The organism is Sphingomonas sp. R-74633, from assembly GCF_013416555.1.
GTDB lineage: Bacteria > Pseudomonadota > Alphaproteobacteria > Sphingomonadales > Sphingomonadaceae > Sphingomonas.
The window spans coordinates 767,147-789,865 of sequence record NZ_JACCFG010000002.1 but is presented as its reverse complement, the minus strand read 5'-3'; the positions used below and the strand labels follow the sequence as shown (position 1 = coordinate 789,865).

The 22,719-nt window shown below is 65.7% G+C and carries 28 protein-coding genes and 1 tRNA gene; 17 read left to right on the top strand and 12 right to left on the bottom strand.

Features of this window, described 5'->3' with window-relative positions:
* Window positions 1-30: 30 nt before the first annotated feature.
* The gene (locus tag HZY97_RS09980; protein ID WP_180143053.1) at window positions 31-225 is read left to right on the top strand and encodes a hypothetical protein; all 195 of its coding nucleotides are present in this window, start codon (window positions 31-33) and stop codon (window positions 223-225) included.
* 70 nt (window positions 226-295) lie between these two features.
* Entirely contained in the window at window positions 296-811 is a 516-nt protein-coding gene (locus HZY97_RS09975; protein ID WP_180143051.1) for a hemerythrin domain-containing protein, read from the top strand.
* Here the strand turns inward: HZY97_RS09975 and HZY97_RS09970 are convergent.
* Both HZY97_RS09970 and HZY97_RS09965 read right to left on the bottom strand, forming a co-directional pair.
* A complete protein-coding gene (locus HZY97_RS09970) occupies window positions 808-1,056 on the bottom strand; it encodes a hypothetical protein (RefSeq protein ID WP_180143049.1) in 249 nt (82 codons plus the stop codon). The genes HZY97_RS09975 and HZY97_RS09970 overlap by 4 nt on opposite strands.
* A gap of 8 nt (window positions 1,057-1,064) precedes the next feature.
* Window positions 1,065-2,132, bottom strand: a complete 1,068-nt coding sequence (locus HZY97_RS09965; RefSeq protein WP_180143047.1) for a Glu/Leu/Phe/Val dehydrogenase — start codon at window positions 2,130-2,132, stop codon at window positions 1,065-1,067.
* Between the two features lie 124 nt (window positions 2,133-2,256).
* Between HZY97_RS09965 and HZY97_RS09960 the strand changes: the two genes are divergently transcribed.
* Window positions 2,257-2,724 carry an Lrp/AsnC family transcriptional regulator gene (locus HZY97_RS09960; RefSeq protein WP_180143045.1) on the top strand — a complete coding sequence of 156 codons (468 nt, stop codon included), beginning with the start codon at window positions 2,257-2,259 and terminating at the stop codon, window positions 2,722-2,724.
* A gap of 9 nt (window positions 2,725-2,733) precedes the next feature.
* On the opposite strand, the gene HZY97_RS09955 is transcribed toward HZY97_RS09960, so the two are convergent.
* The 3 genes from HZY97_RS09955 to HZY97_RS09945 form a co-directional block, all read right to left on the bottom strand.
* Window positions 2,734-4,743, bottom strand: coding sequence for an ATP-binding protein (locus HZY97_RS09955; protein ID WP_180143043.1), 2,010 nt, complete (start codon window positions 4,741-4,743; stop codon window positions 2,734-2,736).
* Window positions 4,740-6,236 carry an ATPase domain-containing protein gene (locus HZY97_RS09950; protein ID WP_180143041.1) on the bottom strand — a complete coding sequence of 499 codons (1,497 nt, stop codon included), beginning with the start codon at window positions 6,234-6,236 and terminating at the stop codon, window positions 4,740-4,742. Before HZY97_RS09950 ends, HZY97_RS09955 begins: the two co-directional genes overlap by 4 nt.
* A gap of 161 nt (window positions 6,237-6,397) precedes the next feature.
* Window positions 6,398-6,952 carry a DUF4142 domain-containing protein gene (locus HZY97_RS09945; RefSeq protein ID WP_180143039.1) on the bottom strand — a complete coding sequence of 185 codons (555 nt, stop codon included), beginning with the start codon at window positions 6,950-6,952 and terminating at the stop codon, window positions 6,398-6,400.
* A 126-nt stretch (window positions 6,953-7,078) separates the two neighbouring features.
* Between HZY97_RS09945 and HZY97_RS09940 the strand changes: the two genes are divergently transcribed.
* Window positions 7,079-7,474, top strand: coding sequence for a DUF3597 family protein (locus tag HZY97_RS09940; RefSeq protein ID WP_180143037.1), 396 nt, complete (start codon window positions 7,079-7,081; stop codon window positions 7,472-7,474).
* 12 nt (window positions 7,475-7,486) lie between these two features.
* Here HZY97_RS09940 and HZY97_RS09935 read toward each other — a convergent pair whose 3' ends face one another.
* The gene (locus HZY97_RS09935; protein WP_180143035.1) at window positions 7,487-7,825 is read right to left on the bottom strand and encodes a hypothetical protein; all 339 of its coding nucleotides are present in this window, start codon (window positions 7,823-7,825) and stop codon (window positions 7,487-7,489) included.
* A 110-nt stretch (window positions 7,826-7,935) separates the two neighbouring features.
* Between HZY97_RS09935 and HZY97_RS09930 the strand changes: the two genes are divergently transcribed.
* Window positions 7,936-8,295, top strand: coding sequence for a hypothetical protein (locus HZY97_RS09930; protein ID WP_180143034.1), 360 nt, complete (start codon window positions 7,936-7,938; stop codon window positions 8,293-8,295).
* Between the two features lie 37 nt (window positions 8,296-8,332).
* Window positions 8,333-8,653 carry a hypothetical protein gene (locus HZY97_RS09925; protein ID WP_180143032.1) on the top strand — a complete coding sequence of 107 codons (321 nt, stop codon included), beginning with the start codon at window positions 8,333-8,335 and terminating at the stop codon, window positions 8,651-8,653.
* A gap of 46 nt (window positions 8,654-8,699) precedes the next feature.
* Here the strand turns inward: HZY97_RS09925 and HZY97_RS09920 are convergent.
* Window positions 8,700-8,775, bottom strand: a tRNA-Lys gene (locus HZY97_RS09920).
* Window positions 8,766-9,266, bottom strand: a complete 501-nt coding sequence (folK, locus tag HZY97_RS09915; protein WP_180143030.1) for a 2-amino-4-hydroxy-6-hydroxymethyldihydropteridine diphosphokinase — start codon at window positions 9,264-9,266, stop codon at window positions 8,766-8,768. The genes HZY97_RS09920 and folK overlap by 10 nt, the downstream gene beginning before the upstream one ends.
* Window positions 9,267-9,289: 23 nt before the next feature.
* On the opposite strand from folK, the gene HZY97_RS09910 reads away from it, so the two are divergent.
* Window positions 9,290-9,892, top strand: a complete 603-nt coding sequence (locus tag HZY97_RS09910; RefSeq protein WP_180143028.1) for a uracil-DNA glycosylase — start codon at window positions 9,290-9,292, stop codon at window positions 9,890-9,892.
* Here the strand turns inward: HZY97_RS09910 and HZY97_RS09905 are convergent.
* Window positions 9,861-10,277 (bottom strand): GFA family protein, encoded by a 417-nt coding sequence (locus HZY97_RS09905; RefSeq protein ID WP_218942979.1) that lies wholly within the window; start codon window positions 10,275-10,277, stop codon window positions 9,861-9,863. The genes HZY97_RS09910 and HZY97_RS09905 overlap by 32 nt on opposite strands.
* A gap of 106 nt (window positions 10,278-10,383) precedes the next feature.
* On the opposite strand from HZY97_RS09905, the gene HZY97_RS09900 reads away from it, so the two are divergent.
* Entirely contained in the window at window positions 10,384-10,665 is a 282-nt protein-coding gene (locus tag HZY97_RS09900) for a hypothetical protein (protein WP_180143027.1), read from the top strand.
* A gap of 4 nt (window positions 10,666-10,669) precedes the next feature.
* Here the strand turns inward: HZY97_RS09900 and HZY97_RS09895 are convergent, their stop codons facing one another.
* Together HZY97_RS09895 and aguB are read right to left on the bottom strand one after the other, a co-directional pair.
* The gene (locus tag HZY97_RS09895) at window positions 10,670-11,335 is read right to left on the bottom strand and encodes a sulfite oxidase-like oxidoreductase (RefSeq protein WP_180143025.1); all 666 of its coding nucleotides are present in this window, start codon (window positions 11,333-11,335) and stop codon (window positions 10,670-10,672) included.
* A gap of 74 nt (window positions 11,336-11,409) precedes the next feature.
* Complete coding sequence (aguB, locus tag HZY97_RS09890; protein ID WP_180143023.1) at window positions 11,410-12,261, bottom strand: N-carbamoylputrescine amidase; 852 nt, start codon at window positions 12,259-12,261, stop codon at window positions 11,410-11,412.
* A gap of 78 nt (window positions 12,262-12,339) precedes the next feature.
* Between aguB and lnt the strand changes: the two genes are divergently transcribed.
* Together lnt and metK are read left to right on the top strand one after the other, a co-directional pair.
* Window positions 12,340-13,878 (top strand): apolipoprotein N-acyltransferase, encoded by a 1,539-nt coding sequence (gene lnt / locus HZY97_RS09885; RefSeq protein WP_180143020.1) that lies wholly within the window; start codon window positions 12,340-12,342, stop codon window positions 13,876-13,878.
* A gap of 71 nt (window positions 13,879-13,949) precedes the next feature.
* The gene (gene metK, locus HZY97_RS09880) at window positions 13,950-15,161 is read left to right on the top strand and encodes a methionine adenosyltransferase (RefSeq protein ID WP_180143018.1); all 1,212 of its coding nucleotides are present in this window, start codon (window positions 13,950-13,952) and stop codon (window positions 15,159-15,161) included.
* Between the two features lie 78 nt (window positions 15,162-15,239).
* Here the strand turns inward: metK and HZY97_RS09875 are convergent, their stop codons facing one another.
* The gene (locus HZY97_RS09875) at window positions 15,240-15,818 is read right to left on the bottom strand and encodes a DUF308 domain-containing protein (protein WP_257214972.1); all 579 of its coding nucleotides are present in this window, start codon (window positions 15,816-15,818) and stop codon (window positions 15,240-15,242) included.
* Between the two features lie 100 nt (window positions 15,819-15,918).
* Here HZY97_RS09875 and HZY97_RS09870 point away from each other — a divergent pair, with 100 nt between their 5' ends.
* The 7 genes from HZY97_RS09870 to HZY97_RS09840 all read left to right on the top strand — a co-directional run bounded on the left by HZY97_RS09870 (window position 15,919) and on the right by HZY97_RS09840 (window position 22,716).
* A complete protein-coding gene (locus HZY97_RS09870; protein WP_180143016.1) occupies window positions 15,919-16,494 on the top strand; it encodes a TetR/AcrR family transcriptional regulator in 576 nt (191 codons plus the stop codon).
* 121 nt (window positions 16,495-16,615) lie between these two features.
* Window positions 16,616-17,377, top strand: a complete 762-nt coding sequence (locus tag HZY97_RS09865; protein ID WP_180143014.1) for an EAL domain-containing protein — start codon at window positions 16,616-16,618, stop codon at window positions 17,375-17,377.
* A gap of 70 nt (window positions 17,378-17,447) precedes the next feature.
* Window positions 17,448-18,494: a hypothetical protein gene (locus tag HZY97_RS09860; protein WP_180143012.1), complete on the top strand. Its 1,047-nt coding sequence runs from the start codon at window positions 17,448-17,450 to the stop codon at window positions 18,492-18,494.
* 234 nt (window positions 18,495-18,728) lie between these two features.
* Window positions 18,729-19,553, top strand: a complete 825-nt coding sequence (locus HZY97_RS20945; RefSeq protein WP_180143010.1) for an EAL domain-containing protein — start codon at window positions 18,729-18,731, stop codon at window positions 19,551-19,553.
* Window positions 19,554-19,591: 38 nt separating this feature from the next.
* On the top strand, window positions 19,592-20,272 hold the full coding sequence (locus tag HZY97_RS09850; protein ID WP_180143008.1) for a tRNA (guanine(46)-N(7))-methyltransferase TrmB: 681 nt from the start codon (window positions 19,592-19,594) through the stop codon (window positions 20,270-20,272).
* Between the two features lie 129 nt (window positions 20,273-20,401).
* Entirely contained in the window at window positions 20,402-21,598 is a 1,197-nt protein-coding gene (locus HZY97_RS09845) for an integrase family protein (protein WP_180143007.1), read from the top strand.
* Window positions 21,599-21,966: 368 nt separating this feature from the next.
* Window positions 21,967-22,716 carry a LuxR family transcriptional regulator gene (locus tag HZY97_RS09840; RefSeq protein WP_180143205.1) on the top strand — a complete coding sequence of 250 codons (750 nt, stop codon included), beginning with the start codon at window positions 21,967-21,969 and terminating at the stop codon, window positions 22,714-22,716.
* Window positions 22,717-22,719 lie beyond the last annotated feature (3 nt).

Here is a 22,719-nt window from a genome sequence, read left to right as displayed (position 1 = left end):
CGGAGCCACAATCGTTCCCCGGGAGAATCCATGTCCAAGTCCATCATCGAACGCGGGTTGGAGCTGGCGAACAGCGGTGCCTATCGCCGCGTCGAAGAGATCGAGCGCGAAGTGTCGTTCGAAGGCTATATGAACGCCGCGCAGCACTTTGCCGCACCTACGTTCCGCAAGCAGTTGCGCGGGCTGATGCAGTCGGCGCGGATGGCCCGGAGCGAAGCCGCCTGAGAGTCGTTCGCAGCAGGAACTCCCGCAATCGCAAAGCTTTGAAACGGCGAAGCGAACAGGGAGAAATTCCATGGCGGATCAAGACTATACCGATGCGATCGCACTGCTGAAGGCGGATCACCGCAAGGTCGAGAAGCTGTTCGAGCAGTATGAAGGCGCGAGCGGTTCGGCAACCAAGAAGAAGCTTGCCCATCAGATCTGCGTCGAGCTCAAGATCCACACGACGCTCGAGGAAGAGATCTTCTACCCCGCCTATCGCGGCAAGATCGAAGGCGACATGCTCGACGAAGCCTATGTCGAGCATGACGGCGCCAAGGTGCTGATCAACGATATCGAGGCCGGCAATCCGGGCGACGATTTCTACGACGCCAAGGTGCACGTGCTGTCCGAGGAGATCGCGCATCACGTCCATGAGGAGGAGATGCCGTCCGAGGGCATGTTCGCCGCGTGCCGCAAGGTCGAGGAAGTCGATTTGGTCGCGCTGCGCGACGCCATGCTCGCGCGCAAGCAGGAGCTGATGGCGCAGGAGGAAAGCGGCGGCCTGCCGCCGGCCCAACCGCGCGCGGTGAACCTGCAGCCGGCCTAGGCCGGCATCAGGGCGAGTGGCGCTCCGTCGAGCGTCACTGCCTCGACGCCGATGCAGCGGCCCATCTTCTCCGCCAGGATCCTGCCGGCATGTCCCCCCGGATCTGGAAGGTCGAGCCACAGCTGCATCGTGCTGGCCGTGACCTGCACTTCCATGTCGGGCGCAGCCAGGTCGAGCTGGGCAATCAGACCGAGCACGCGGCACAGCAATGTCGCGCTCGGCTCGGCAACAATGTCGAAGCGCATGGCCGGGCTCAGGCGGCTTCGCGCACGGGGCTGGTCGGCGCGGCGGTGATCCGCGCGCGGGCGAGCGCATCGGCGGCGCGGTGCGGCGCCAGCCCTTCGCGTGCCGCATGCGCGAGCACCGCGCCGAGCCGCAGGCCGGTGGCATGGACGCGCGTCGCCACTTCGTCGACGCTCCAGCCGAGATATTCCCCCGCGACGCTGATGATCCCGCCCGCATTCACGACATAATCGGGCGCATAGAGGATGCCGCGATCGGCGAGCCGGTCGCCGTCCTCGGGGGTAGCGAGCACATTGTTGGCAGCGCCGCAGACCAGCTTGGCACGCAGCCGGCCGACCGTCTCGCGGTCGAGTACGCCGCCCAGTGCGCAGGGGGCGAAGATCGCGCAGCGCGCATCGAGGATGCTGTCGCGGCCCATGATCTCGGCGTCGTAGCGGCAGGCGATTTCGGCGGCGACGCCGGGCCGGGGTTCCGCCACGATCAGCCGCGCGCCGGCCTGGTGGAGCATCCCGCACAGAGCCGAGCCGACATTGCCCAGCCCCTGTACCGCGACGCGCAGGCCCTTGAGCTCACTGCCGAGCTGGCGCCGTGCCGCTTCCTCCATCGCCAGGAACACGCCGCGCGCGGTCCAGGGCGAGGGATCGCCGCCGGGCCGCCCGTCGCGCGGAGGGAGGCCCGCGACATGGCGGGTCTCGCCGCGTACCGCTTCCATGTCCGCCACGCTGGTCCCGACATCCTCGGCGGTGACATAGTCCCCTTCGAGCCGGGCGACGGCGCGGCCGAAGGCAGCGAACAGCTTGCGTCGGTCGAAATCGCCTTCGGGCAGGTTGAGGACCGCCTTGCCGCCGCCGAGCGGCAGGTCGGCCATCGCGTTCTTGTAGGTCATGCCCTCGGCCAGCCGCATCGCGTCGCCGACCAGTGCGGCATGATCGCCGTAACGCCACAGCCGGCAGCCGCCCGCGGCAGGGCCGCGCCGGGTCGAGTGCATCACGATCACCCCGCGCAACCCTGCTTCATCGTCGCGCAGCACGTGCACGCTTTCGGGCGGGGTGGCGGAAACTTGCGGGGTATCGACCATGAAAGGGCTCCTGAAATCCAGGGTGACTCTTCCATGGTTTCGCAGGATAATGTGGTCCTTCTTTGCGGCTTGCTGCGCATAATCTGCAAGGAATGACCTGCTTATCGCGAATTGGAGAATAGATTTGCCCGCCGAGCTCGATCCATTCGAACGCAAGATCCTCCAGGTGCTCCAGGAAGACGCCTCGATGCCCACCGCCAAACTGGGCGAGATGGTCGGGCTGTCGAGTTCTCCCTGTTGGCGCCGGGTCGACCGGCTGGAGAAGGACGGGATCATCACCAAAAGGGTGGCGCTGGTCGATCGGCACAAGGTCGGGCTGAAGGCGCACATCTTCGCGCAGATCAAGCTGAACGCGCATGGCCGCGCCAATCTCGACGAGTTCGCGGCGGCGATCCGCTCCTTTCCCGAGGTGCTGGAGGCCTATGTGCTGATGGGCGTGTTCGACTTCATGCTGCGCATCGTCGCCGCCGACATCGAAGCCTATGAGCGCTTTTTCTTCACCAAGCTCTCCAAGCTGCCCGGCGTACAGGAAATCAACTCGACCGTGGCGCTGAGCCAGGTGAAGGCAACGACGGCGCTGCCGATCCCCTGATCCGGCAGCTCAGAGCTGGGCGAGGCTGCGCGCCAGGTCGCTCTGCTTGAACGGCTTGGTCAGCCGCGGGGTATCGGGCGAGATGCCCTTGCCCTCGGCATAGCCGGACACGACGAGGACGTGCATGTCGGGCCGCTGGGTGCGGACGCGTGCGGCCAGGTCGATGCCGGTGATGCCGGGCATCAGATGGTCGGTCACCAGCAGCTCGACTTCTCCGGCGCTCTCCAGCAACAGCAGCGCCTCCTCGGCGGACTCTGCCTCGATAACCCGGTAGCCGAGTTCGCTCAGCATATGTGCAGTGCTGGCGCGCACCAGATCCTCGTCGTCGACGACCATAGCGGTGCCGCGATCGACGCGGCTCAACTCGATCTCGGCGATCGCCGCGACCTGGTCCGGCGCCGATTCGGTCATGGGCAGCCAAAGATGGATTGCGGTGCCCTGGCCGAGCGCGCTCTCGATCGCCAGCCCGCCGCCGAGCTGCGCGGCGAGGCCGTGGACCATCGACAGGCCGAGGCCCGTGCCCTGGCCGACGCCCTTGGTGGTGAAGAAGGGCTCGATCGCCTTGGCGATCGTGTCGTCGTCCATGCCGGTGCCCGTATCGGCGACGCTGAGATGGACATAGCTGCCCGCGCGCAGCCCATCCCGGTCGGCGGCGAACTCGTCGTGCGTGGCGGAGATGGTCAGCGTGCCGCCGTCCGGCATCGCGTCGCGCGCGTTCACGGTGAGGTTGAGCAGCGCCATCTCGATCTGGTTGGCATCGGCCCGGGCCGGAGGCAGATCCTCGGCAATGTCGATCTCCAGCCGGATGCGCGGGCCGCAGGTGCTGGCGATCAGGTCGGTGAGGTTATGGACCAGCTTGCCGATGTCGATCGCAGTGGCCTGGAGCGGCTGGCGGCGGGCAAAAGCGAGCAGGCGCTGGACGAGCGTGCGCGCGCGCTCGGCGGACTGGACCGCGCCTTCGATCAGCCGCCGCTCGCGGTCGCCGCCAAAACCACGCCGCTGGAGCAGGTCGAGGCTGCCGACGATCGGAGTCAGAAGATTGTTGAAGTCGTGCGCGACGCCGCCGGTGAGCTGGCCCATCGATTCGAGCTTCTGCGACTGGCGTAGCGCCTCCTGCGTCAGCTCGAGCGCGCGGGTGCGCTCGTCGACGCGCTCCTCCAGCGTCTCGTTGAGCGCGCGCAGCCGCTCCTCGCTTTCCCGGAGTGCCTGCTCGATCCGGCGGCGCTGCGAGACGTCGTTGAACAGCACGGCGACCTGATTTGCCGACGGGTCGCCGGCCTTGAAGGCATAGACGTCGTACCAGATGTCGCCCAGCGCCTCGGCATGTTCCTCGAAGCGCGTGCTCTGCCCGGTGCTCGCGACCCTCCCATAGATGTCGAACCAATGCTGCTCATGCCCGGGTACCAGCGCGCGCATCGACTTGCCGACTGCATCGTGCAGGCCGGTCTGGCGCTCGAACGCCGGATTGGCTTCGATGAAGACATAATCGACCGGCGTGCCGGCATCGTCGAAGACCATGTCGATCAGGCAGAAACCAGCATCGATCGATTCGAACAGCGAGCGATATTTGTCGGCGCCGCGGTGCAGCTCCTCGAGCCTGGCGCGCGCGTCATATTGGCGCTTGCGGCCGCGGAGTGCCGACTGGGCAAGGCTCACCAACGTGGTCGGGTGAAACGGCCGCTCGAGGAAGGTGACATTGCCGAGCATGTCGAGGAAGCGCTTGGCGGCAGGGTTGCGCTCGATGCCGCCGCCCTTCTGGGTCAGCAGCACGAACGGGAAGTCGGACCATTCGGGCTGCGCCTCCAGCCATTTCGCGAGCGGCTGGAGATTGGCCGAGCGCATGCCCTCCTCGGTGAGCAACGCAAAGCCCGCACCCTTCTCGATTTCGCCGACAAGCTCGCCCAGCGAAGTGCAGACCGCGGATCGCAGCCCGGCTTCGTTTAGGATCGATGCAGCGATCGCGGCGTCGCGACCGCGGGGTGCCAGGATGATTGCGCGTTCGGAGAGGTGGGGGATCACCGTTCCTCGTCTTCGAGCAGCGTCGTGCTGCCGGGTCCGCCAACAAAGTTCGGCACGCCGCGCAACACACCCTGGAAGCCGACCAACGGCTCGCCCAGACGGATGCCGTAATGGCCGATGCGGAACTCGCGGATCGTGTCTTCATGCGCGCCGGTGCGCTTCTTGATGATCGAGATTGCGCGGCGCACCCGGCCGAGCGCTTCGAAATAGCGCAGCAGCACCACCGTGTCGGCCAGATAGGTGACGTCGACCGGCGCCTTCATGTCGCCGACCAGCCCGTGCTGCGCGACGGTGAGGAAGGTCGTCGCGCCCTGGCGGTTCAGATATTGGAGCAGCTCGTGCATGTGCAGGACCAGGGCATTCTCTTCCGGCATCGCCGCCTGATATCCGTTCAGGCTGTCGATGATGATCGTCCGGGCGCCATGTTTCTCAACACAATGGCGCACACGCTGGGAGAACTCCCCAGGCGACAATTCGGCAGCATCGACCTGTTCGATAACGAGTTTTCCGCTGTCGACCATCGCGCGCAGGTCGATGCCCAGGCCCAGTGCGCGATCGAACAGCAGGCCCAGCTCCTCGTCGAACGCGAACATCGCCGCGCGCTCGCCGCGCTGCACTGCTGCTGCGATGAAGGTCAGGCACAGCAGCGACTTGCCGGTGCCTGCCGGCCCGAGCACCAGCACGCTGGAGCCGCGTTCGATGCCGCCCCCGAGCAGCGCGTCGAGCGCGGCGGAATCGCTCTTCACGACGTCGCGCAGATATTCGGTCTTGTGCTCGGCCGAGACGAGACGGGGGAAGACGCGGACGCCGCCGGTCTCGATCACGAAGTCGTGGAAGCCGCCGCGGAAGCGCCGGCCGCGATATTTGATCACCCGCATCCGCCGACGTTCAGGGCCATATTCGGGCGCCAGTTCCTCCAGCCGAACCACGCCATGCGCGACGCTGTGCACGGTCTTGTCGAGCGTGTCGGCGGTCAGGTCATCGAGCATCAGCACCGTGGCCTTCTGCGTCGAGAAGAAGTGCTTCAGGGCGAGGATCTGGCGGCGATAGCGCAGCGAGCTTTGCGCGAGGAGGCGGATCTCTGACAGGCTGTCGAGCACCACGCGGTCGGGCTTCACTCGCTCGAACGCCTCGAAGATGCGCCGCGTCGTCTCGCCCAGTTCCAGGTCGGAGGAATAAAGGAGGCTCTGCTGCTGCTCCTCGTCGAGCAGGCTTTCGGGCGGCACCAGCTCGAACAGCTCGATGCCCGCCAGGTCCCAGCCGTGCGAGGCGGCACCGTCGCGCATCTCGTCCTCGGTTTCGGACAGGCTGACATAGAGACAGCTCTCGCCGCGCGCTGTACCTTCCATCAGGAATTGGGTGGCGATGGTGGTCTTGCCGGTGCCGGGACTGCCCTCGAGCAGGAAGACGCGGCCACGGGTGAGCCCGCCTGCCAGGATGTCGTCAAGTCCGTCAACGCCGGTGAATGCCAGATCGGTCGAGGTCGTGGTCACGCTGTTTTCCCGTGCAGCCTTTAAAGTTTTGCGCTGACTAGCATCAGCCAGCCGAGGACCAACTGATCGAGATCAGTCCGGTTCCGAAACGGGCGGGGTGATCGATGCCGGGGCACGAAGGAAAGGGGGCCGGCGGGGCGCTTCCCCGCCGGCTGGCGCGATCAGGGCTTGAGGGCCTTGGCCATGTTGAGATGCGCCGTAACGGTCGGCACCAGCTCGGTGGCGAAGGTCTTGAACTGCGGGACGTCGCCGGTCGCCGCATAGTCCTTGAGCCCGGCCAGCGCCTTGATGTGTGCATCGACCTGTGCGGCGGCATAGGCCTTGTCGAATTCGGCACCCTTCAGCCCGCCGAGGGTGTCCAGAGTCGTCTGCTGCTCCGCACTCAGCGTCGGATCGGGCGTGACCGCCGGGGAGGCGGCGTTTGCTGCATTCTTGAGCTTGCCCGTCGATTCGGTGTGCGCCTTGATCATCGCGGTCGCAAACTTCTTGATCGCGGCCGACTGGCTGTTGGCGGCGGCCAGCGTCGATGCCTGTACCTCGAAGGTATCGCTTGCTGCGGCCATGTTGGCGAATGCCTGGCCCGGCGCTGCGGCGGCCGGCGTTGTGACATTCTCGGTTACGACGGTGTTGGTGGTGCTGGTGGTTTCGGTCTTCTGGCCACAGGCCGAGAGCGCGAGCGCCGAAGCGCCAAGCGCGAACCAATGCAATGCCTTCATAAATCCTCCCTGTTCGGGGGCGCGGAGAGCCCGAGCCTCAACGTCTCGTCGCTTGCGACGTTCCGAGCGAACCCTTTGAGGATGCCCGACGTTTAGCCCGCATCCACACAGGCACGGGAGCAGGACATGAGCATCTTCGGCGACATCATGGGCAAGATCTTCGGGCACAAGACGGCAACGGCCGCACCGGCTCCGAACGCGTCTCCCGCTCCCGCAGCGCCTACTCCGGCGCCGGCTGCCGCCCCGGCAGCTGCGCCCGCCGCCGCGGTCGATGTCGGCGCGGTGCTTTCCGAGATGGCGAGCATGAAGGACGGCGGGGGCAATTATCAGAGCTCGATCGTCGACCTGCTCAAGCTGCTGGATCTCGATTCGAGCCTCGATGCGCGCAAGCAGCTGGCGGAGGAACTGAACGTCCATGCCGGCGAGGCGGGCAGCGCCGAACAGAATATCGCGCTGCACAAGGCGGTGATGGCCAAGCTCGCCGAAAATGGCGGCGTCGTGCCGGACAGTTTGCGGAACTGACGCCCAGCCCGGTCAGCGCTGCTTCTTCGCAATGGTCGCGGTGAAGTCCGGGTCCTTGTTCGCCACCCAGTCCACGAATTTGCGCACATTCGGATTATCGAGCAGGCCCGCCACCTCCATCCCGTGGCGCTGCAATTCCGAATTCGTGAAATTTGCGATCAGCGTCTGCTGGCAGATCGAGTGCATCGGCACGACATCGCGGCCTCCGCGGCTCTTGGGTATCGGATGATGCCAGATGATGGTCTTGCCGGTCGGCCGGCCACAGAGCCAGCAGAGCACCGGCGCTGCCGGCGTCTCGTCTTCTTGCGGAAGATGGTCATAGGGGTCGTGTTTAGAGCGCTTGCGGGCCATAGGTCGATCTAGCTGCCTTGATTTCGTTCAGCCTATAGCGGCGCGAACGGCGCGATCACATTGGCAAATTCACGGCGCGCTCTTGGGCGCGAACCGATTGGGAAAGAGCGATGACGAATCCGTCGAAACCTTGGGATGGCGAACTGGTCCGCAAATGGCTTGCGCGCCGTTTCGAGGTATCGCGGCTGGATCAGGCGGCGGCGGACCGTCGCGGCTATGAGGCGCGCGACGACTATGACAAGGCCGCCGCCGAGGAATGGGCCTGCCGCGCGTTGAAGGACGCCGACTGCACCAACGACCAGGCGGCTTTCGCCACGCGGCTCAAGGAGCTTATCGGTCAGGACGACTATCCGGCGACGAGCACCTATGACGATGTGCGGTTCGAACGGCATGTCCGCACGCATCTGCGGAAGATCGCCAAGATGGCCAAGGCGAATGAAGGCTTCGAGAAAACCCTGCGGCACCAGTAAGGTGGGTGCGCCGCTGCCGGCGTGCTAAGGGCATGACATGCTTCATACGCGCGGCCCGGGCGGCACTGTCGAAATCGACGGGTTCAAATATGACTGGGAGCTTCTGAGCGAGCCGCAGCTGTCTTCGAAAGATGGCTGGAAGGGCATGACGGTCTCGCTGCGTCAGCAAGACATGCCGCGCGAGGCAGTGCTGGAATTTCCTACGCCGAAGCGGCTTCTGAAGGGGTTGCCGAAAGGACGCACCCACATCAACGATGCGATTGCCGCAAAAGGGGTGCGGGCAGCGTTGTTGGCGGGATGGAATCCGGCGTCGCGCGGCAAGCCGATGGTCTTCATGGTCGATGCCAATGGCGACTAGGATTGCAGGGGCGCGAGATCGCCGGAAACCCGCTGCGCCGGAACGGTGGTGGGTCCGCCGGGATTCGAACCCGGGACCTCTCGATTAAAAGTCGCTTGCTCTACCAACTGAGCTACGGACCCACACCGGCCCTGCCCCTAGATGCGGGCTTTCGGCGGGTCAACCGGCTGTAGAGTTGGCGCACGCTGAGGCCGGTCACCGGATCGCGCCAGCCGGGCGCCACCTGCACGAGCGGCGCCAGCACGAAATCGCGCGCGCGGAACAGCCGGTGCGGCACGGTAAGCGCGGGTCCGCCCCAGCTGCCGCCCGACCACAGGACGATGTCGAGATCGATCACCCGCGCGCCCCAGCTCTGTCCGCGCCGCCGGCCAAAGGCGCGCTCGATCGCCTTGAGCCTGTGCAGCAGGGCAGGGGGCGCCTCATCACTTTGAATCAGCGCCACGGCATTGGCGAAGCGCCGCTTCGAGGGGCCGAGCGGCGGCGTGTGGAGGATTGGCGAGACCGCGGTCACGCCGTCCAGTGCGCGAATCGCGGCCAGCACTTCGCGCGCCGGGCTGCCGTGGCGGCCCCGCCGGTTCGATCCGATCGCGATGGCATAGCTTGTCCTCACCACGTTCCGGGGCCTATCGCGCGTGCATGCTCGAGCCAAGCCGCGATTGCCCGCTCTGTCCGCGCCTCGTGGCGTTGCGTGAACAATTGCGCGCCGAACACCCCGATTGGTGGAATGCCCCCGTGCCCGCGCTCGGCGACCTTTCCGCGCCGATCGCGATCGTCGGCCTCGCGCCGGGCAAGCACGGCGCCAACCGCACCGGCCGCGCCTTTACCGGCGATGCCTCGGGCGACTTGCTGTTCGCGACGCTGGAGAAGTTCGGCCTGGCCGAAGCCGGCGAGCCGCGCGGCGTGGTCATCCTCAACGCGGTCCGCTGCCTGCCGCCCGAGAACAAGCCCGAGCCCACCGAGATCCATGCCTGCCGTCCCTTCCTGGCGGCGGAGCTCAAGGCGCCGATAGTGATCGCGCTCGGCCAGATCGCGCACCAGTCGGCGGTCAAAGCGATGGGCGGCAAGCTGCCCAAGCACCGCTTCGCGCACGGCGCCGAACACCATATGCATCGCGGCCAGTGGCTGCTCGATAGCTATCACTGCTCGCGCTACAACCAGAATACCGGCCGGCTGACGCCCGACATGCTCGAGGCGGTGGTGGCGCGGGCTATTGCTTTGGCGAACGCGGAAGCGCGCTGATATCGAGCGCCCAGGGCAGCGCGGCTTCGCACCAGATCTGGCTTTGCGGCGGCAGCTCGGCGCGCTGATCGACGCTGCCGAGGCGGATCGCATAGACGCGCGGGTCGGCGGGGGTGAAGGCGTAGAGCCCCGAGCCGCATTCACCGCAAAAAGCCTGGCCGCGCTTGGTCCCGCTTTCGGCGGTCTTCACATAGACTTTTGGTTCACCAACTACCTGGAAATCGGCCGCATCGACGCGCGCCGAGGCCCGCCACGCCGAGCCGCTGAGCGTCTGGCAATCATTGCAATGGCAGAGCGCGACGCGGGCGGGATCGGCCTCGGCCTGGTAGCGGATCGCGCCGCAGTGACAGCTTCCGGTGATGTGCATGGCGCGAGCATAGCGCATGCGCCGCACCTTGCCACGGCGGTTGGGTAAAACCGTTTCGGTTGCATCTCGCGGCGCGACGGGTGACGGAAATCATGGTAGCGGGGCTCCAAGCAAAGGAGAGCCCATGCGTATTGTCGTACTCGCCCTCGCCCTGTTGCCTGCCGCTGCGGTTGCCGGCGAGCGGGACACGCCGATGCCGGCCCCGCACTTCGCGCTGCCCGCAGCACCCAAGGCGCAGTGCCAGAATGCTCGCGTCGATCATGCCGCATCGTCCGACCAGCCGGTCCGCGTGCGCACGCTCAAGCAGGAGCCGCTCGCCGGCCAGTATCTCGGCGTGCTGCGCATGGAAGACGGCTGCGACATGCCGGTGAAGATCGCCGACGGCGTGGGCGACCAGCAGCGCTGACGGACTACTCCTTGCTGTAGCGCTGCTCGTCCCACGGGTCGCCGCGCATGTGATAGCCGTTGACCTCCCAGAAGCCCGGCTTGTCCGCACCGATCAACTCGATCTTGCGGATCCACTTGGCGCTCTTCCAGAAATAGAGGTGCGGGATTACCAGCCGCGCCGGCCCGCCATGGTCGCGCGCCAGCGGCTGGCCCGCCCAGCCATGCGCGACGATCGCGTCGGCGGCGGCGAAATCGCGCAGCAGCACATTGGTGGTGTAGCCGTCATAGCCGTGGAGCATCACCGCCTGCGCCTCGTCGTGCGGCTCGACAGCGGCAAGCAGGTCGCGGGTCAGCACGCCTTGCCAGTCATTGTCGTAGCGCGACCAGCTGGTGACGCAGTGGATGTCGCTCCTGAGCCGCGTCTGCGGCAGCGCCATCAGCCCCGCCCAGTCGAGCGTCACCGGCCGCGCGACCATGCCGGTCACTTCGAGCTTCCAGCGCTCGCGGGCGATGTCGGGCTGGCGGCCAAGGTCGAGCACCGGCCATTTGACCGTGAGATGCTGGCCGGGCGGCAGCCGCTCTTCCTCGGGCCGGCTGTGCACCCCGGTCAGGAACTTGCCCTGGCTCGCCCATTGCTGTTTCGAGCGGGTGAGCTTGCTGTCCTCGGGCGGAAGGTCGGCGTCATCCATCGAGTCGCTCCTGCGTCAGGCCGCGAGGATGCGCCTCGCGCGCCTGCCGGGGCAAGCCACCCGAAAGTGTAGGGTCAGATGTCCTGCACCAGCCGGCCGTACAGCTCCGGTCGGCGATCGCGGAAGAAGCCGAAGGCCGCGCGGTGGCGCTTGACGCGGTCGAGGTCGAGTGTGGCGGTGATCACGCCTTCTTCGGTGCGGCCCAGCTCGGCAAGGATGTCGCCGCGCTCGTCGGTGATGAAGCTGGTGCCGTAGAAGGTCTGGCCATGCTCCACGCCGACGCGGTTGGCGGCGACGACGGGCACGACGTTCGACACCGCATGGCCCACCATCGCCCGGCGCCACAGGCGCGCGGTGTCGAGGCTGTCGTCATGCGGCTCGCTGCCGATCGCAGTCGGGTAGAACAACACCTGCGCGCCCATCAGCATCATCGCGCGGGCAGTCTCGGGATACCATTGGTCCCAGCACACGCCGACGCCGAGCGTGGTCTTGTTCGGGCCGTCCCACACCTTGAAGCCGGTATTGCCGGGGCGGAAATAGAACTTCTCCTCGTAGCCGGGGCCGTCGGGGATGTGGCTCTTGCGGTAGACGCCGGCGACCTTGCCGTCCGGGCCGATCATCGCGAGGCTGTTATAGTGATGCGGGCCGTCGGCTTCGAAGAAGCTGGTCGGGATGTGGATCTTCAGCTCGGCGGCAAGCGCCTGCATCGCCAGCACCGCCTTGTGCTCGGCGGTGGGCTTGGCGTTTGCGAACAGCCCCTCGTCCTCGACCCGGCAGAAATACTCGCCTTCGAACAGTTCGGGCGGCAGCACCACCTGCGCGCCCTTCGCGGCAGCCTCGCGCACATAAGCGGAGACCTTCGCGATGTTCGCGTCGATATCGTTGGAAAAGGCGAGCTGCAGGGCGGCGACTGTGATCTCGGTCATGGCGCGCCACATAATGTGGCCGGGCCGATTCTGCTACCCACTCCCCTCGCGCGGGGGGATCGGTTAAGCACGCTGCCGATGCTGACCCGCCCCCTGCTCGTCGCGCTGCTCGCCGGCTTCCTTTCCGCTACCGGATTCGCCCCCCTCGACCTGTGGCCGGTCACGCTCGCCTGTCTGGCGGTGCTGCTGCACCTGACTTGGCACGCGCCGAGCCTGAGGAGCGCGCTTTTGCGCGGCTGGGTGTTCGGCGTCGGGCATTTCACGCTCGGCAATAACTGGATCCAGCACGCCTTCGACTATCAGGACAAGATGCCGCCGGTCCTCGGCTATTTCGCCGTGGTGCTGCTCGCGCTCTATCTGGCGATCTACCCGGCGATCGCGATGGGCCTGGCCTGGCGCTTTGCGCGCAGCGTGAAGGCGCGCTGGAACGAGCCCGACATCGCCTTCGTCCTCGCCGCCGCAGCAGCCTGGATCCTCAGCGAATATCTGCGCGGCACGCTGTTCACCGGCTATCCGTGGAACCCGATGGGCGTGATCTGGGTGCCGGTTCCGATCGCGCAGCTCGCCGGCTTTGTCGGCACCTATGCGCTGTCAGGGCTGACGATAGTCATCGCCGGCGCGCTCTATCTCGCGACCCAGCACCAATACCGGGTGCCGGCGATCATCGTCGCGTTGCTGCTCGTCGCCGGCTTCGCGCTCAATCCCGGCCAGCCGGTCGAGGACATGACCCGCCCGCACGTCCGCGTCGTTCAGCCCAATATCGGCCAGGACGGCGTCAACCTGCCCGACTACGCCCCGCGCGTGCTCAACAAGCTCGCCGACTGGAGCGGCCAGCCCGGCGCCGTGCCGCGCCTCGTCGTCTGGCCCGAGGGCATGGTCAATTACTTCATCGAGGACGGCTATCCGCGCGACTATTACCGCCAGGGCGATCCGCGCTGGGTGCGCGGACGGATCGGCGCGCTGCTCGGTCCCCGCGACCGCGCGATGGTCGGCGGCAACGCGCTGTTCTTCTCCGGGACCGAACTCGCCGGTGCGGGCAATTCGGTATGGGTGGTCGATCCCGCCGGCATGCTCGGCGCGCGTTACGACAAGGGGCATCTGGTGCCCTATGGCGAATATCTCCCGATGCGCAGCTTGCTCGCGCCGCTCGGTCTTGCGCGGCTCGTGATGGGCGATGTCGATTTCCTTCCCGGCCCGGGCCCGCGCAATTTGCCGGCAGAGGGCTTTGGCGAGGCGGGGGTGGCGATCTGCTATGAGATCATCTTCTCCGGCCAGATCGTCGATCCCGCCCACCGGCCCGACTTCCTGTTCAATCCGTCCAACGACGCCTGGTTCGGCAGCTGGGGCCCGGTGCAGCATCTCGCCCAGGCCCGCCTCCGTGCGATCGAGGAGGGTCTGCCGATCCTGCGCGCCACCCCCACCGGCGTCTCGGCGATCATCGATGCGCATGGCCGGCTGATCGGCACGGTGCCGGCGGGGCAGGAGGGCGCGGTCGAAGCGCCGCTGCCGCTGCCGCTGCCGCCCACCCTGTTTTCCCTGCTCGGCAACTGGCTGGCGCTCATTGCGGGGCTGGCCTCCGTAGTCTTGGCAATTGCGTTCAGGCGCCTGGCCCGCTAGGGCGGCATATAAGGAAAGCTTTATATGGCATGGCAACGGCCGCGCTTTCCTCCCATTGTTTGAGGAAAACCATGCGTTCCAATTATCTCTTCACGTCCGAATCGGTCTCGGAAGGCCATCCCGACAAGGTCGCCGACCAGATTTCCGACGCCATCGTCGATCTGTTCCTCTCGAAGGACCCCGAAGCCCGCATCGCCTGCGAGACGCTGACCACCACGCAGCTGGTCGTCCTCGCCGGTGAAATCCGCGGCAAGGGCATCATGGACACCGAGGGCAACTGGGCCCCGGGCGTTCAGGAAGAGGTCGAGCAGACCGTCCGCGATACCGTCAAGCGTATCGGCTATGAGCAGGACGGCTTCCACTGGAAGACCTTCCGCTTCGAGAACAATTTGCACCCGCAGTCGGCCCATATTGCCCAGGGCGTCGACGCCTCGGGCAACAAGGACGAAGGCGCCGGCGACCAGGGCATCATGTTCGGCTATGCCGCGAACGATACCCCGGACCTGATGCCGGCGACGCTCTACTACAGCCACAAGATCCTCGAGCAGATGGCGGCCGACCGCCACTCGGGCAAGGCGCCGTTCCTGGAGCCCGACGCCAAGAGCCAGGTCACGCTGCGCTATGAGGGCAGCAAGCCGGTCGCGGCCACCGCGATCGTCGTGTCGACCCAGCATGGCAAGGGCTATGACGAGGGTGACAAGGAAGCCGAGCTCCACGCTTATGTGAAGTCGGTGGTTGCCGATGTGATCCCGGCCGCGCTGCTCAGCGACGAGACCGTCTACCACATCAACCCGACCGGCTCGTTTGAGATCGGCGGCCCCGACGGCGACGCCGGCGTGACCGGCCGCAAGATCATCGTCGACACGTACGGCGGCGCAGCTCCGCACGGCGGCGGCGCCTTCTCGGGCAAGGATCCGACCAAGGTCGACCGCTCGGCAGCGTACATCACTCGCTACCTCGCCAAGAACATTGTCGCCGCCGGCCTCGCCCAGCGCGTGACGATCCAGCTGGCGTACGCGATCGGCGTGTCCAAGCCGCTGTCGCTCTATGTCGACACGCACGGCACCGGCACCGTCGGCGACGACCAGATCGAAGCAGCGATCGCAGGCATCGAGAAGCTGGGTGGCCTCACCCCGCGCGGCATCCGCACGCATCTGCAGCTCAACAAGCCGATCTATTCGAAGACGGCGGCCTATGGTCACTTCGGCCGCAAGGCCGAGGGCGACTTCTTCCCCTGGGAGAAGACCGACCTGGTCGACGATCTCAAGGCGGCTCTCGCCTGACCCTTCGCTTCGGCGACTGAACAACGAAAGCCCCGCGCCGGACCGTCCGGCGCGGGGCTTTTGCTTTTTGGGGCGGGGTCAGCCGCGCCGGCGGAAGCTGAGCAGCAGCGCCGAGACGAGGAAATAAAAGGCGCCGAACGCGGCATAGGGCGCCACGTCGCGGATGCCCGGCACCGCGCTTCCCAGCGAACGCGAGAGGAAGAAGCTGCCGGCAAGCGCCGATTGCGCGCCGCTCAGGATCATCGTCCACTGCGCGCCATAGCTTTTCCAGCGCCGCACGCCGGTAGCGAGCTGCAACAGCCCAGCCAGGATCGCCCAGGCACCGAACACCGCGAGCACAGCCTTCATGTCGCCGATCACCACCGCCACCGCGGCCGCGGTGACCAGGCTGACCGCGACATTGAGTGCCTGGGTCGGATTGCGCGCCAGCCCACCGTTGCGCGCGGCATCGCCGAAGTTCGCCGCCGCGTCCCAGGCCGGATAGGCGATGAGCAGGATCGCGCCGGCCAGCCAGCTCGTGCCGCCGATCGTGAAGGCGGCGGCGACCCAGGCCCCCGCGACGAGTGCGCGGAGCAGATAATAGTTACGCAGTCCGGCGGGGCTTTCCGGGAGCGTGCGCGCGGCGGTGTCCGCCTGATGTTCGACGACTTGAGCCATCTCGATTCTCCAATCTACCATCTAGTAGGTAGATTCGCGCCCTAGGCCCTTGCCGACGCTGCTGCAAGCAAATATCTACCTATTGGAAGGTAGGAGTTAGATGCGCGATACCGCCCAGCAGATCGTCGACGAGGCGCGCCGCCTGATCATGACGCGTGGCTATAACGGCTTCAGCTATGCCGACATCGCCGACACGGTCGGCATCCGGAAGGCGAGCATCCATCACCATTTCGCGGCGAAGAGCGATCTCGCCCGGGCCGTGGTGGAGGAGTCGCGCGCGATCATCCACGCGCAGGCCGAGGCGCTGGCAGCGGCCGATCCCGCCGCGGATACGGCGCTGCGCGCCTATACCGGCTATTGGGAACGCTGCATCGCCGACAACAGCGCCCCCTTCTGCGTCGCCGCGATGCTGGCCGCAGAACTGCCCAGCCTGCCCGAGGATCTCGCCACAGCGGTGCGCGGGCATTTCGCCGAGCTGCGCGCCTGGCTGACCGGGCTGCTCGCGCTCGGCGTCCGCCAGGGCAGCGTCTCGCTTGCCCGGTCGCCGCAGGAGGAGGCCGATGCGTTCATGTCGGCCGTCTATGGCGCGATGCTGTCGGCGCGCGCCTTTGGTGAGCCAGGGCGCTTCGCGGCGATTCTCGAGACCTTGCTGTCGCGCACGATCCGCCTGCGCTGAGGCGATCCGGGCATCCGGCGCAGGATCTGCGCGCTAACGCGCTGTATTCCTACCAATCCTCCTATAAATGATTCGGAAACCGCAATTCTTCACTACGGGAAGGATGGAAAGGAGCGAGTCTGTGGAGTCGGAAAATTCGATGGTCGGTCAGGAAACGGCGGCGTCGGCCGCGGCCAGCTCGGGTCTCGCGATTGCCTTCCAGCCCATCGCCCAGATCTCAGGCGGACGCATCCATGCCTATGAGGCGCAGGTGCTGCGCGACGGCCTGCCCGCCACGCATGATTTCGACCAGCTCTCCGCTGAATCGCGCCGCGATGTCGATCGCCGCTGTGCCGTCGCCGCGATCCGCTGGGCCGCAACCGCCGGCTTCGCCAATTCGGGCGGCCGCCTCGCCATTCCGCTGAGCGCCCCGGCGATCGGCGACCCGGCCGAGCATATCGCTCCGGCGCTGCACACCGCGCGCCAGTACGGCATCGTCGCCGAGCGGCTGGTGTTCACGCTCCACCATTATCAGGCGATCACCAGCTCTCAGCTGGCCGACGTCATGCATGTCTTCAACAAGCTTGGCCCGGTCGTCGCCTTTCACGGCATCGGCCCCAATGAATCGGGCCTCGCCGCCTGCGGCAAGTTCGCGCCGCATGCCGTGACGATCGAACCCGACCTGGTCAGCACCATTGCCTCCAGCTGGTCGCGCCGCATCGCGATCGAGGATCTTGTCCGCCGGATGCAGGCGCTGAGCCTGCGCATCGTCGCCGCGGGCGTCGACAGCGAGCCGGTCTATGAGCGGCTGCGCAGCTTCGGCGTGCCGCTCGTCCAGGGCAGCTATGTCGGCGAACCCGCCACCGGCACCTTGCCCCAGCCGGCGCTGCGCAACGCCGCCTGATCGGGGCAATCTCCGGCTTTGCAGCCTGCCGGCCTTCCCCTAGCCTCGCGGCGAATAAGGGGGATATTCCATGCGTTACACGTTTCTGCTTGCCCTGGCGCTGGGCGTCGGCGCCGTCATGCCCGCCGCTGCGCAGAACCACAGCCAGGCGCAGATCAACGTGCCGGCCAATGTCAGCTGGATGCATGAAGGCACCGGCCTGATCCTGCGCTCGAAGATCGCGGGGCTGCCGCGCGGTACGATCCTCGATTCGACCAGGTCCGGGCTCGATGTGATGGTGCAATATGCCGAAGGGCAGGCGACCGCGGTCACGCTCTATATCTATCGCCCTGCACTGATGAGCGTGCCGGTGTGGTTCGACCGCTCCGAAACCCAGATCCTGATGCGGACCGATGTATTCGGCACGTCGGCTCCCACCGGCCCGGCACGTGCCTTCACCCCGCCCAAGGCTGCCACCGCTTCGGCGCTGCGGCGCAGCTATGTGCCCGGCCGCGGCCCCAACAAGAGCACCGGCCTCGCAATCATCCCGCTGGGCGAGTGGCTCGTCGCGGTGCGCGTCAGCTCGCAGGAGCTCGACCCCGCGGCGCTCGATGCCAAGATCGACGAGGTCATCGCCGGCATCGTCTGGCCGGACAAGCAGGTCGAGTCACCGGTGGCGGTCCCGATCGCAGCCTGCCCGGGCTCGCTGGCCTATGACCGCAAGGCCAAGCTGATGCAGCCCGATCCGCAGCAGTCGATAATGGGTGCGTTGATCCTCGGCGTCGCGGCGGATGCGGCCAAGAACAAGGAAGGCAAGCCGGTTCCTCCGGTGCTGTTCTGCCGCGACGGCGCCCCCGTTCAGCAATATGGCGTCTATCGCGCCGCGGATGCGAAGGATTCCTACACGCTGGCGCTCGGTGATGCGGGGCGCGTGATGACCGTCTCGCCGGGGTTCGCGCTCGAGAAGAAGGATGTCGGCTATCAGCTCAGCCTTGGCGATCTCGATCGGCAGCTGGTCTATCCGAACTTCGACAAGCTGCCGACGCCAACCGCCGCGCTCCAAGCGATGATGCAGTCGCGCCCGGTGTCGAGCGTCGCGCGCGGCAGCAAGAACGTGAACATCTACGTCCCCAAGTGATTCGCGGCGGCTGTGCGGCGGGAAATCACGCCGATCCGGCGGGAAATATCGCGCGTTCGTTTCGTACCCGATTTGAATCTCCGACCGCGACTCGCGGATTTGCGTGGAGCAAGCGGAATCCTGCACTTTCGATCTTGGTAGATTCCCCAAGGGGAGAATCCCGCTTCGGGGACGCACGGAATGGAGTTGATAGCGTTAACCATCTTTAAAGGGTCGCAGAAAGGAAGCGTCCCAATGCTCAATGAAGCTGCCAATCCCGACACCGTTCTTGTCATCGCGTTCCAGCCGATGATCGCCACGGCATCGGGCATGCCCTTTGCCTGGCAGGCAGTCGCCACCAGTCAGGGCCGCAGCTTCTCCCAGCTCGCCGCCGCACTTGCGCCCGAGGCCCGCCCGCAGCTTGAAATGGCGCGGATCAGCGCCGCGATCGCCGGTGCCGCTTCGGCCGGGCTGCTCGACGGCGAGGCATTGCTCGCCATTCCCGTCGGCGCCGCCGGCCGTGCTCCTGAGGCGCTGCTCGCCCATCTCTTCCGCACCGCGATCGAGCATCGCGTCCCGGTCGAGCGCATCGTCGTCGAGATCAACGCGGACGAGCGCGGCGACCTCGCCTGCGTCACGGCGCTTGCCCAGGCCTGTGTCGAGCGCGGCATCGCCATCGCGTTCGACAGCTTCGCCGTCGGCCCGCTCGCCGTCCGCCTGCTCGGCCGCTTCACCCCGCGTTTCGTCAAGCTCGATGCCGGGCTGGTCCGCAACATCTCCGACAGCAGCTCGCGCCGGGTGATCATCGAAGGCGTGCTGCGCCTCGCCCGCAACATGGATGTGACGCTGATCGCCAACGGCATCGTCCGCCGCGAAGACCTCGTCATGCTGTGCACCATGGGCATCCGCCATATGCAGGGCGACTGGATCGCTCCGGCGCTCGCCCATCCGCTGCCGCGCCCGCATCTCGCCCGCCGCGAGCCGCGCACCAATGTCCCCCAGCATCGCCGCCTCGCCGCGCACCAGCGCAGCGCCCCGACCCGCCCTGCAACCGCCACCAGCATCGCCCAGGCGCTCTAAAGCTTGTCCTCTCCGCAGGGGACGCTAACAGGCGGCCCGTGTCCGATCCCGTTTCCATCCGTCGCCTCTATGGCCGCCGCCAGGGCCACAAGCTCCGCCAGGGCCAGTCCGAACTCGTCGAGACGCTCCTGCCCGAAGTGAGCGTCCCCGAATCGGGTCCGCTCGATTCGCAGATCCTGTTCGGTGACAGCCGCCCGCTCGAATTCGAGATCGGCTTCGGCGCAGGCGAGCATCTCGCCGGCCAGGCCGCGATGCGCCCCGATCATGGCTTTATCGGCTGCGAGCCCTTCCTCAACGGCGTGGTCGGCGCGCTCGGCCATATCCGTGACGAGAATCTCGGCAATGTCCGCCTGCACATGGGCGACGCGCTCGAAGTGCTCGAGCGGCTCCCCGCTGCCAGCCTCGACCGGCTCTACCTCCTCCACCCCGATCCCTGGCGCAAGGCGCGCCACGCCAAGCGCCGCATGGTCAATCATGGCCCGATGGACGTCATCGCCGCCAAGCTGAAGCCCGGTTGCGAGTTCCGTCTCGGCACCGATCACCCGGTCTATGTCCGCTGGGCGATGATGATCATGAACCAGCGCCGCGACTTCGAATGGCAGGCGAAGACCGCGCAGGATTTCCTCACGCGACCCGACGACTGGCCCGAGACGCGCTATGAGCGCAAGGCACGCCGGCTGGGGCATGAGGTCTGGTACTTCAAGTACCTACGGGTTTGACATATTTTTGATATGCTCGATTTCTAGTAATTCCAATTACTTACCTACGCTATGGCCGCCGAACCTATCCGGCAGTTTCCTAAACGGTGATTGCCCGGTGCTTACTTTTGTGGTACCTGAGGTACTGCAATGGCGACCGGAAAAATCACCAAGCGGACCCTCGACGCCCTTCAGGCCGGATCGGTCGAAGGCTTTCTGTGGGATCAGGATTTGCGGGGCTTCGGCCTGCGGATCACAGCCGGGGGAGCAGCGAGCTATGTCGTGCAATATCGCATGGGAGGTCGAGAGGCTAAGACCCGGCGATACACTATTGGAGGTCATGGCTCACCCTGGACTCCTTCGACGGCGCGTGAAGAAGCCGGGCGATTGCTGCGCCTCGTCGCGCAAGGCATCGATCCGGTAGAGTCGGATAAGCAGCGGCGCAGGGAAGCTGTCGATCTTGCCTTCTCGGCTTATGCTGATCGCTTTGCCGGTGCCTGCAAAGGCAAGGGGTGGAAGGCGCTCGTCGTGCGCATCTTGAAGATGCACGTCAAACCGGTGCTTCGAGACAAGGCACTGCCAACGATCACTCGAATCGACATCGTCGCGGTGCTCGATCGAATGCCGGAGGAGCAAGCAGCTAACCGGCGAAATGCATTTGCGGTGATGCGTCGCCTTTTCCGATGGAGCATCAGCCGCGGCGATATTGCGGCGAGTCCCATGGAGGGCATGGAGACGCCACCGGCTGTAAAGGCCCGCGAACGCTGGCTGACTGACGCAGAACTCAAACGTGTCTGGCTGCAGGCGCCGAATTGCCATCGCTGCTTCGGGCCGATCGTGCGGCTGCTCATTGCAACGGGTCAGCGCCGTGAGGAGATCACAGGCCTCGATTGGTCAGAATTGAGCCGTGATGAGCGCGACATGCGGCTCTCCGGTGACCGCACCAAGAATGGCGAACCCACGAACGTGCCACTGAACGATCTGGCCGTAGCAGAGCTGGATCGAGTCGCCGGCACAACCACGTGGCCAAAGCGCGGTCTCGTCTTCAAGACGTCGACTGGAGCAGGGTTCACGGCACATGCCAAAGGCAAGCGTACCATCGATAAACTCATCGCCGACGAGGATGACGGCGCCATCCCGCCTTGGCGCCTCCATGACCTACGGCGTACTCTCGCGACAGGATTCCAGCGCATTGGCGTCCGGTTCGAGGTGACCGAAGCTGTTCTCAACCATGTGAGCGGATCACGCTCTGGAGTTGCCGCTATCTATCAGCGGCACGACTGGAAACCTGAGAAGCGGCAGGCACTGGACGCGTGGAATGATCACATACAGCGCGCGCTCAGGTAACGCGGCCTCCTGCAGCAGTTCGGTTTCCGAGGGTCCACCAAGCTCCCTGCTACCCCGCTTGGCGCGATGTGCCAGGACAGCGACTAACCTCGCCATGCGAACACCCTCGACCCCAAGTCCCAAGCGAAGCACGAGCTGCGGAGAGATGTCATTCCGAATGCTTATTCTAGAATAAACTTCGTTTAGCCGAAACGAGCCATAGTCGAATTGTCCATGTATTTTGACAATGCGATGTTTTTGCTATGAATAGTTGCATAGCAGATTCGCTCTGGCGGCTACCTTGAGAAGTTGTCCGTCCACGGGCCCTAGTTAGGCGTTCTCTGGAACATGCGGGTTGGGGTCCGCAATCCGGGTCGGCCAGGGTGCGTATGCCACGTTTGGCGATTGCAGAAGTGTTCGTTCAGAATGCGAAGGTCGCCACGACGGCCGATGCCTTGCGGGCTTCTCTCCTGCAAAGTTGCGAAGCAATGGGAGTGCGATATTTTGCTCTCACCCATCATATCAATTTCGGCCACGATGGTGGCCCGGCTGTCCGGCTGCACAATTATCCCCCGAGCTGGGAAGAGTGGTTTGACCAAAACGAACTAGGCCGCTCTGACCCAATCCATCGTGCCTGCCACAAAGCCAGCTTCGGATTTCCGTGGGCGGCAGTCCCTGACATGATAAAGCTGACACCGGACGACCGCTGTGTGCTCGATCGAGCCTATTTGGTCGGCATCGGCGAAGGCTTCACCATTCCGGCAAGCATCCCGGGCGAGATCCTGGGTTCATGCTCTTTCGCGGTCGATGCAGGCCAGCCCTTCCCGGAGGAATTTCACTACGTCTGCCAGCTGGTCGGCGGGTTCGCGTTCGAAGCGGCTCGCCGCCTCTCCGGAGTTCGAGATATGTCTATCGACCATGCCGCCATTCTTACCGATCGTCAGCGCGATTGCGTGCTTTGGGCAGCCCGCGGAAAGACCGATTGGGAAATCGCGGTGATACTCGGCGTCAGCCATGAGACGGTCATTCAGCATTTGAAGCATGCGCGCGAACGCTACGGCGTCCAGAAGCGCGCCATGCTTGCGGTCCGGGCGCTGTTCGACGGCTTGATCAGCTTCTCCGACATTTTGAAACACTGACGC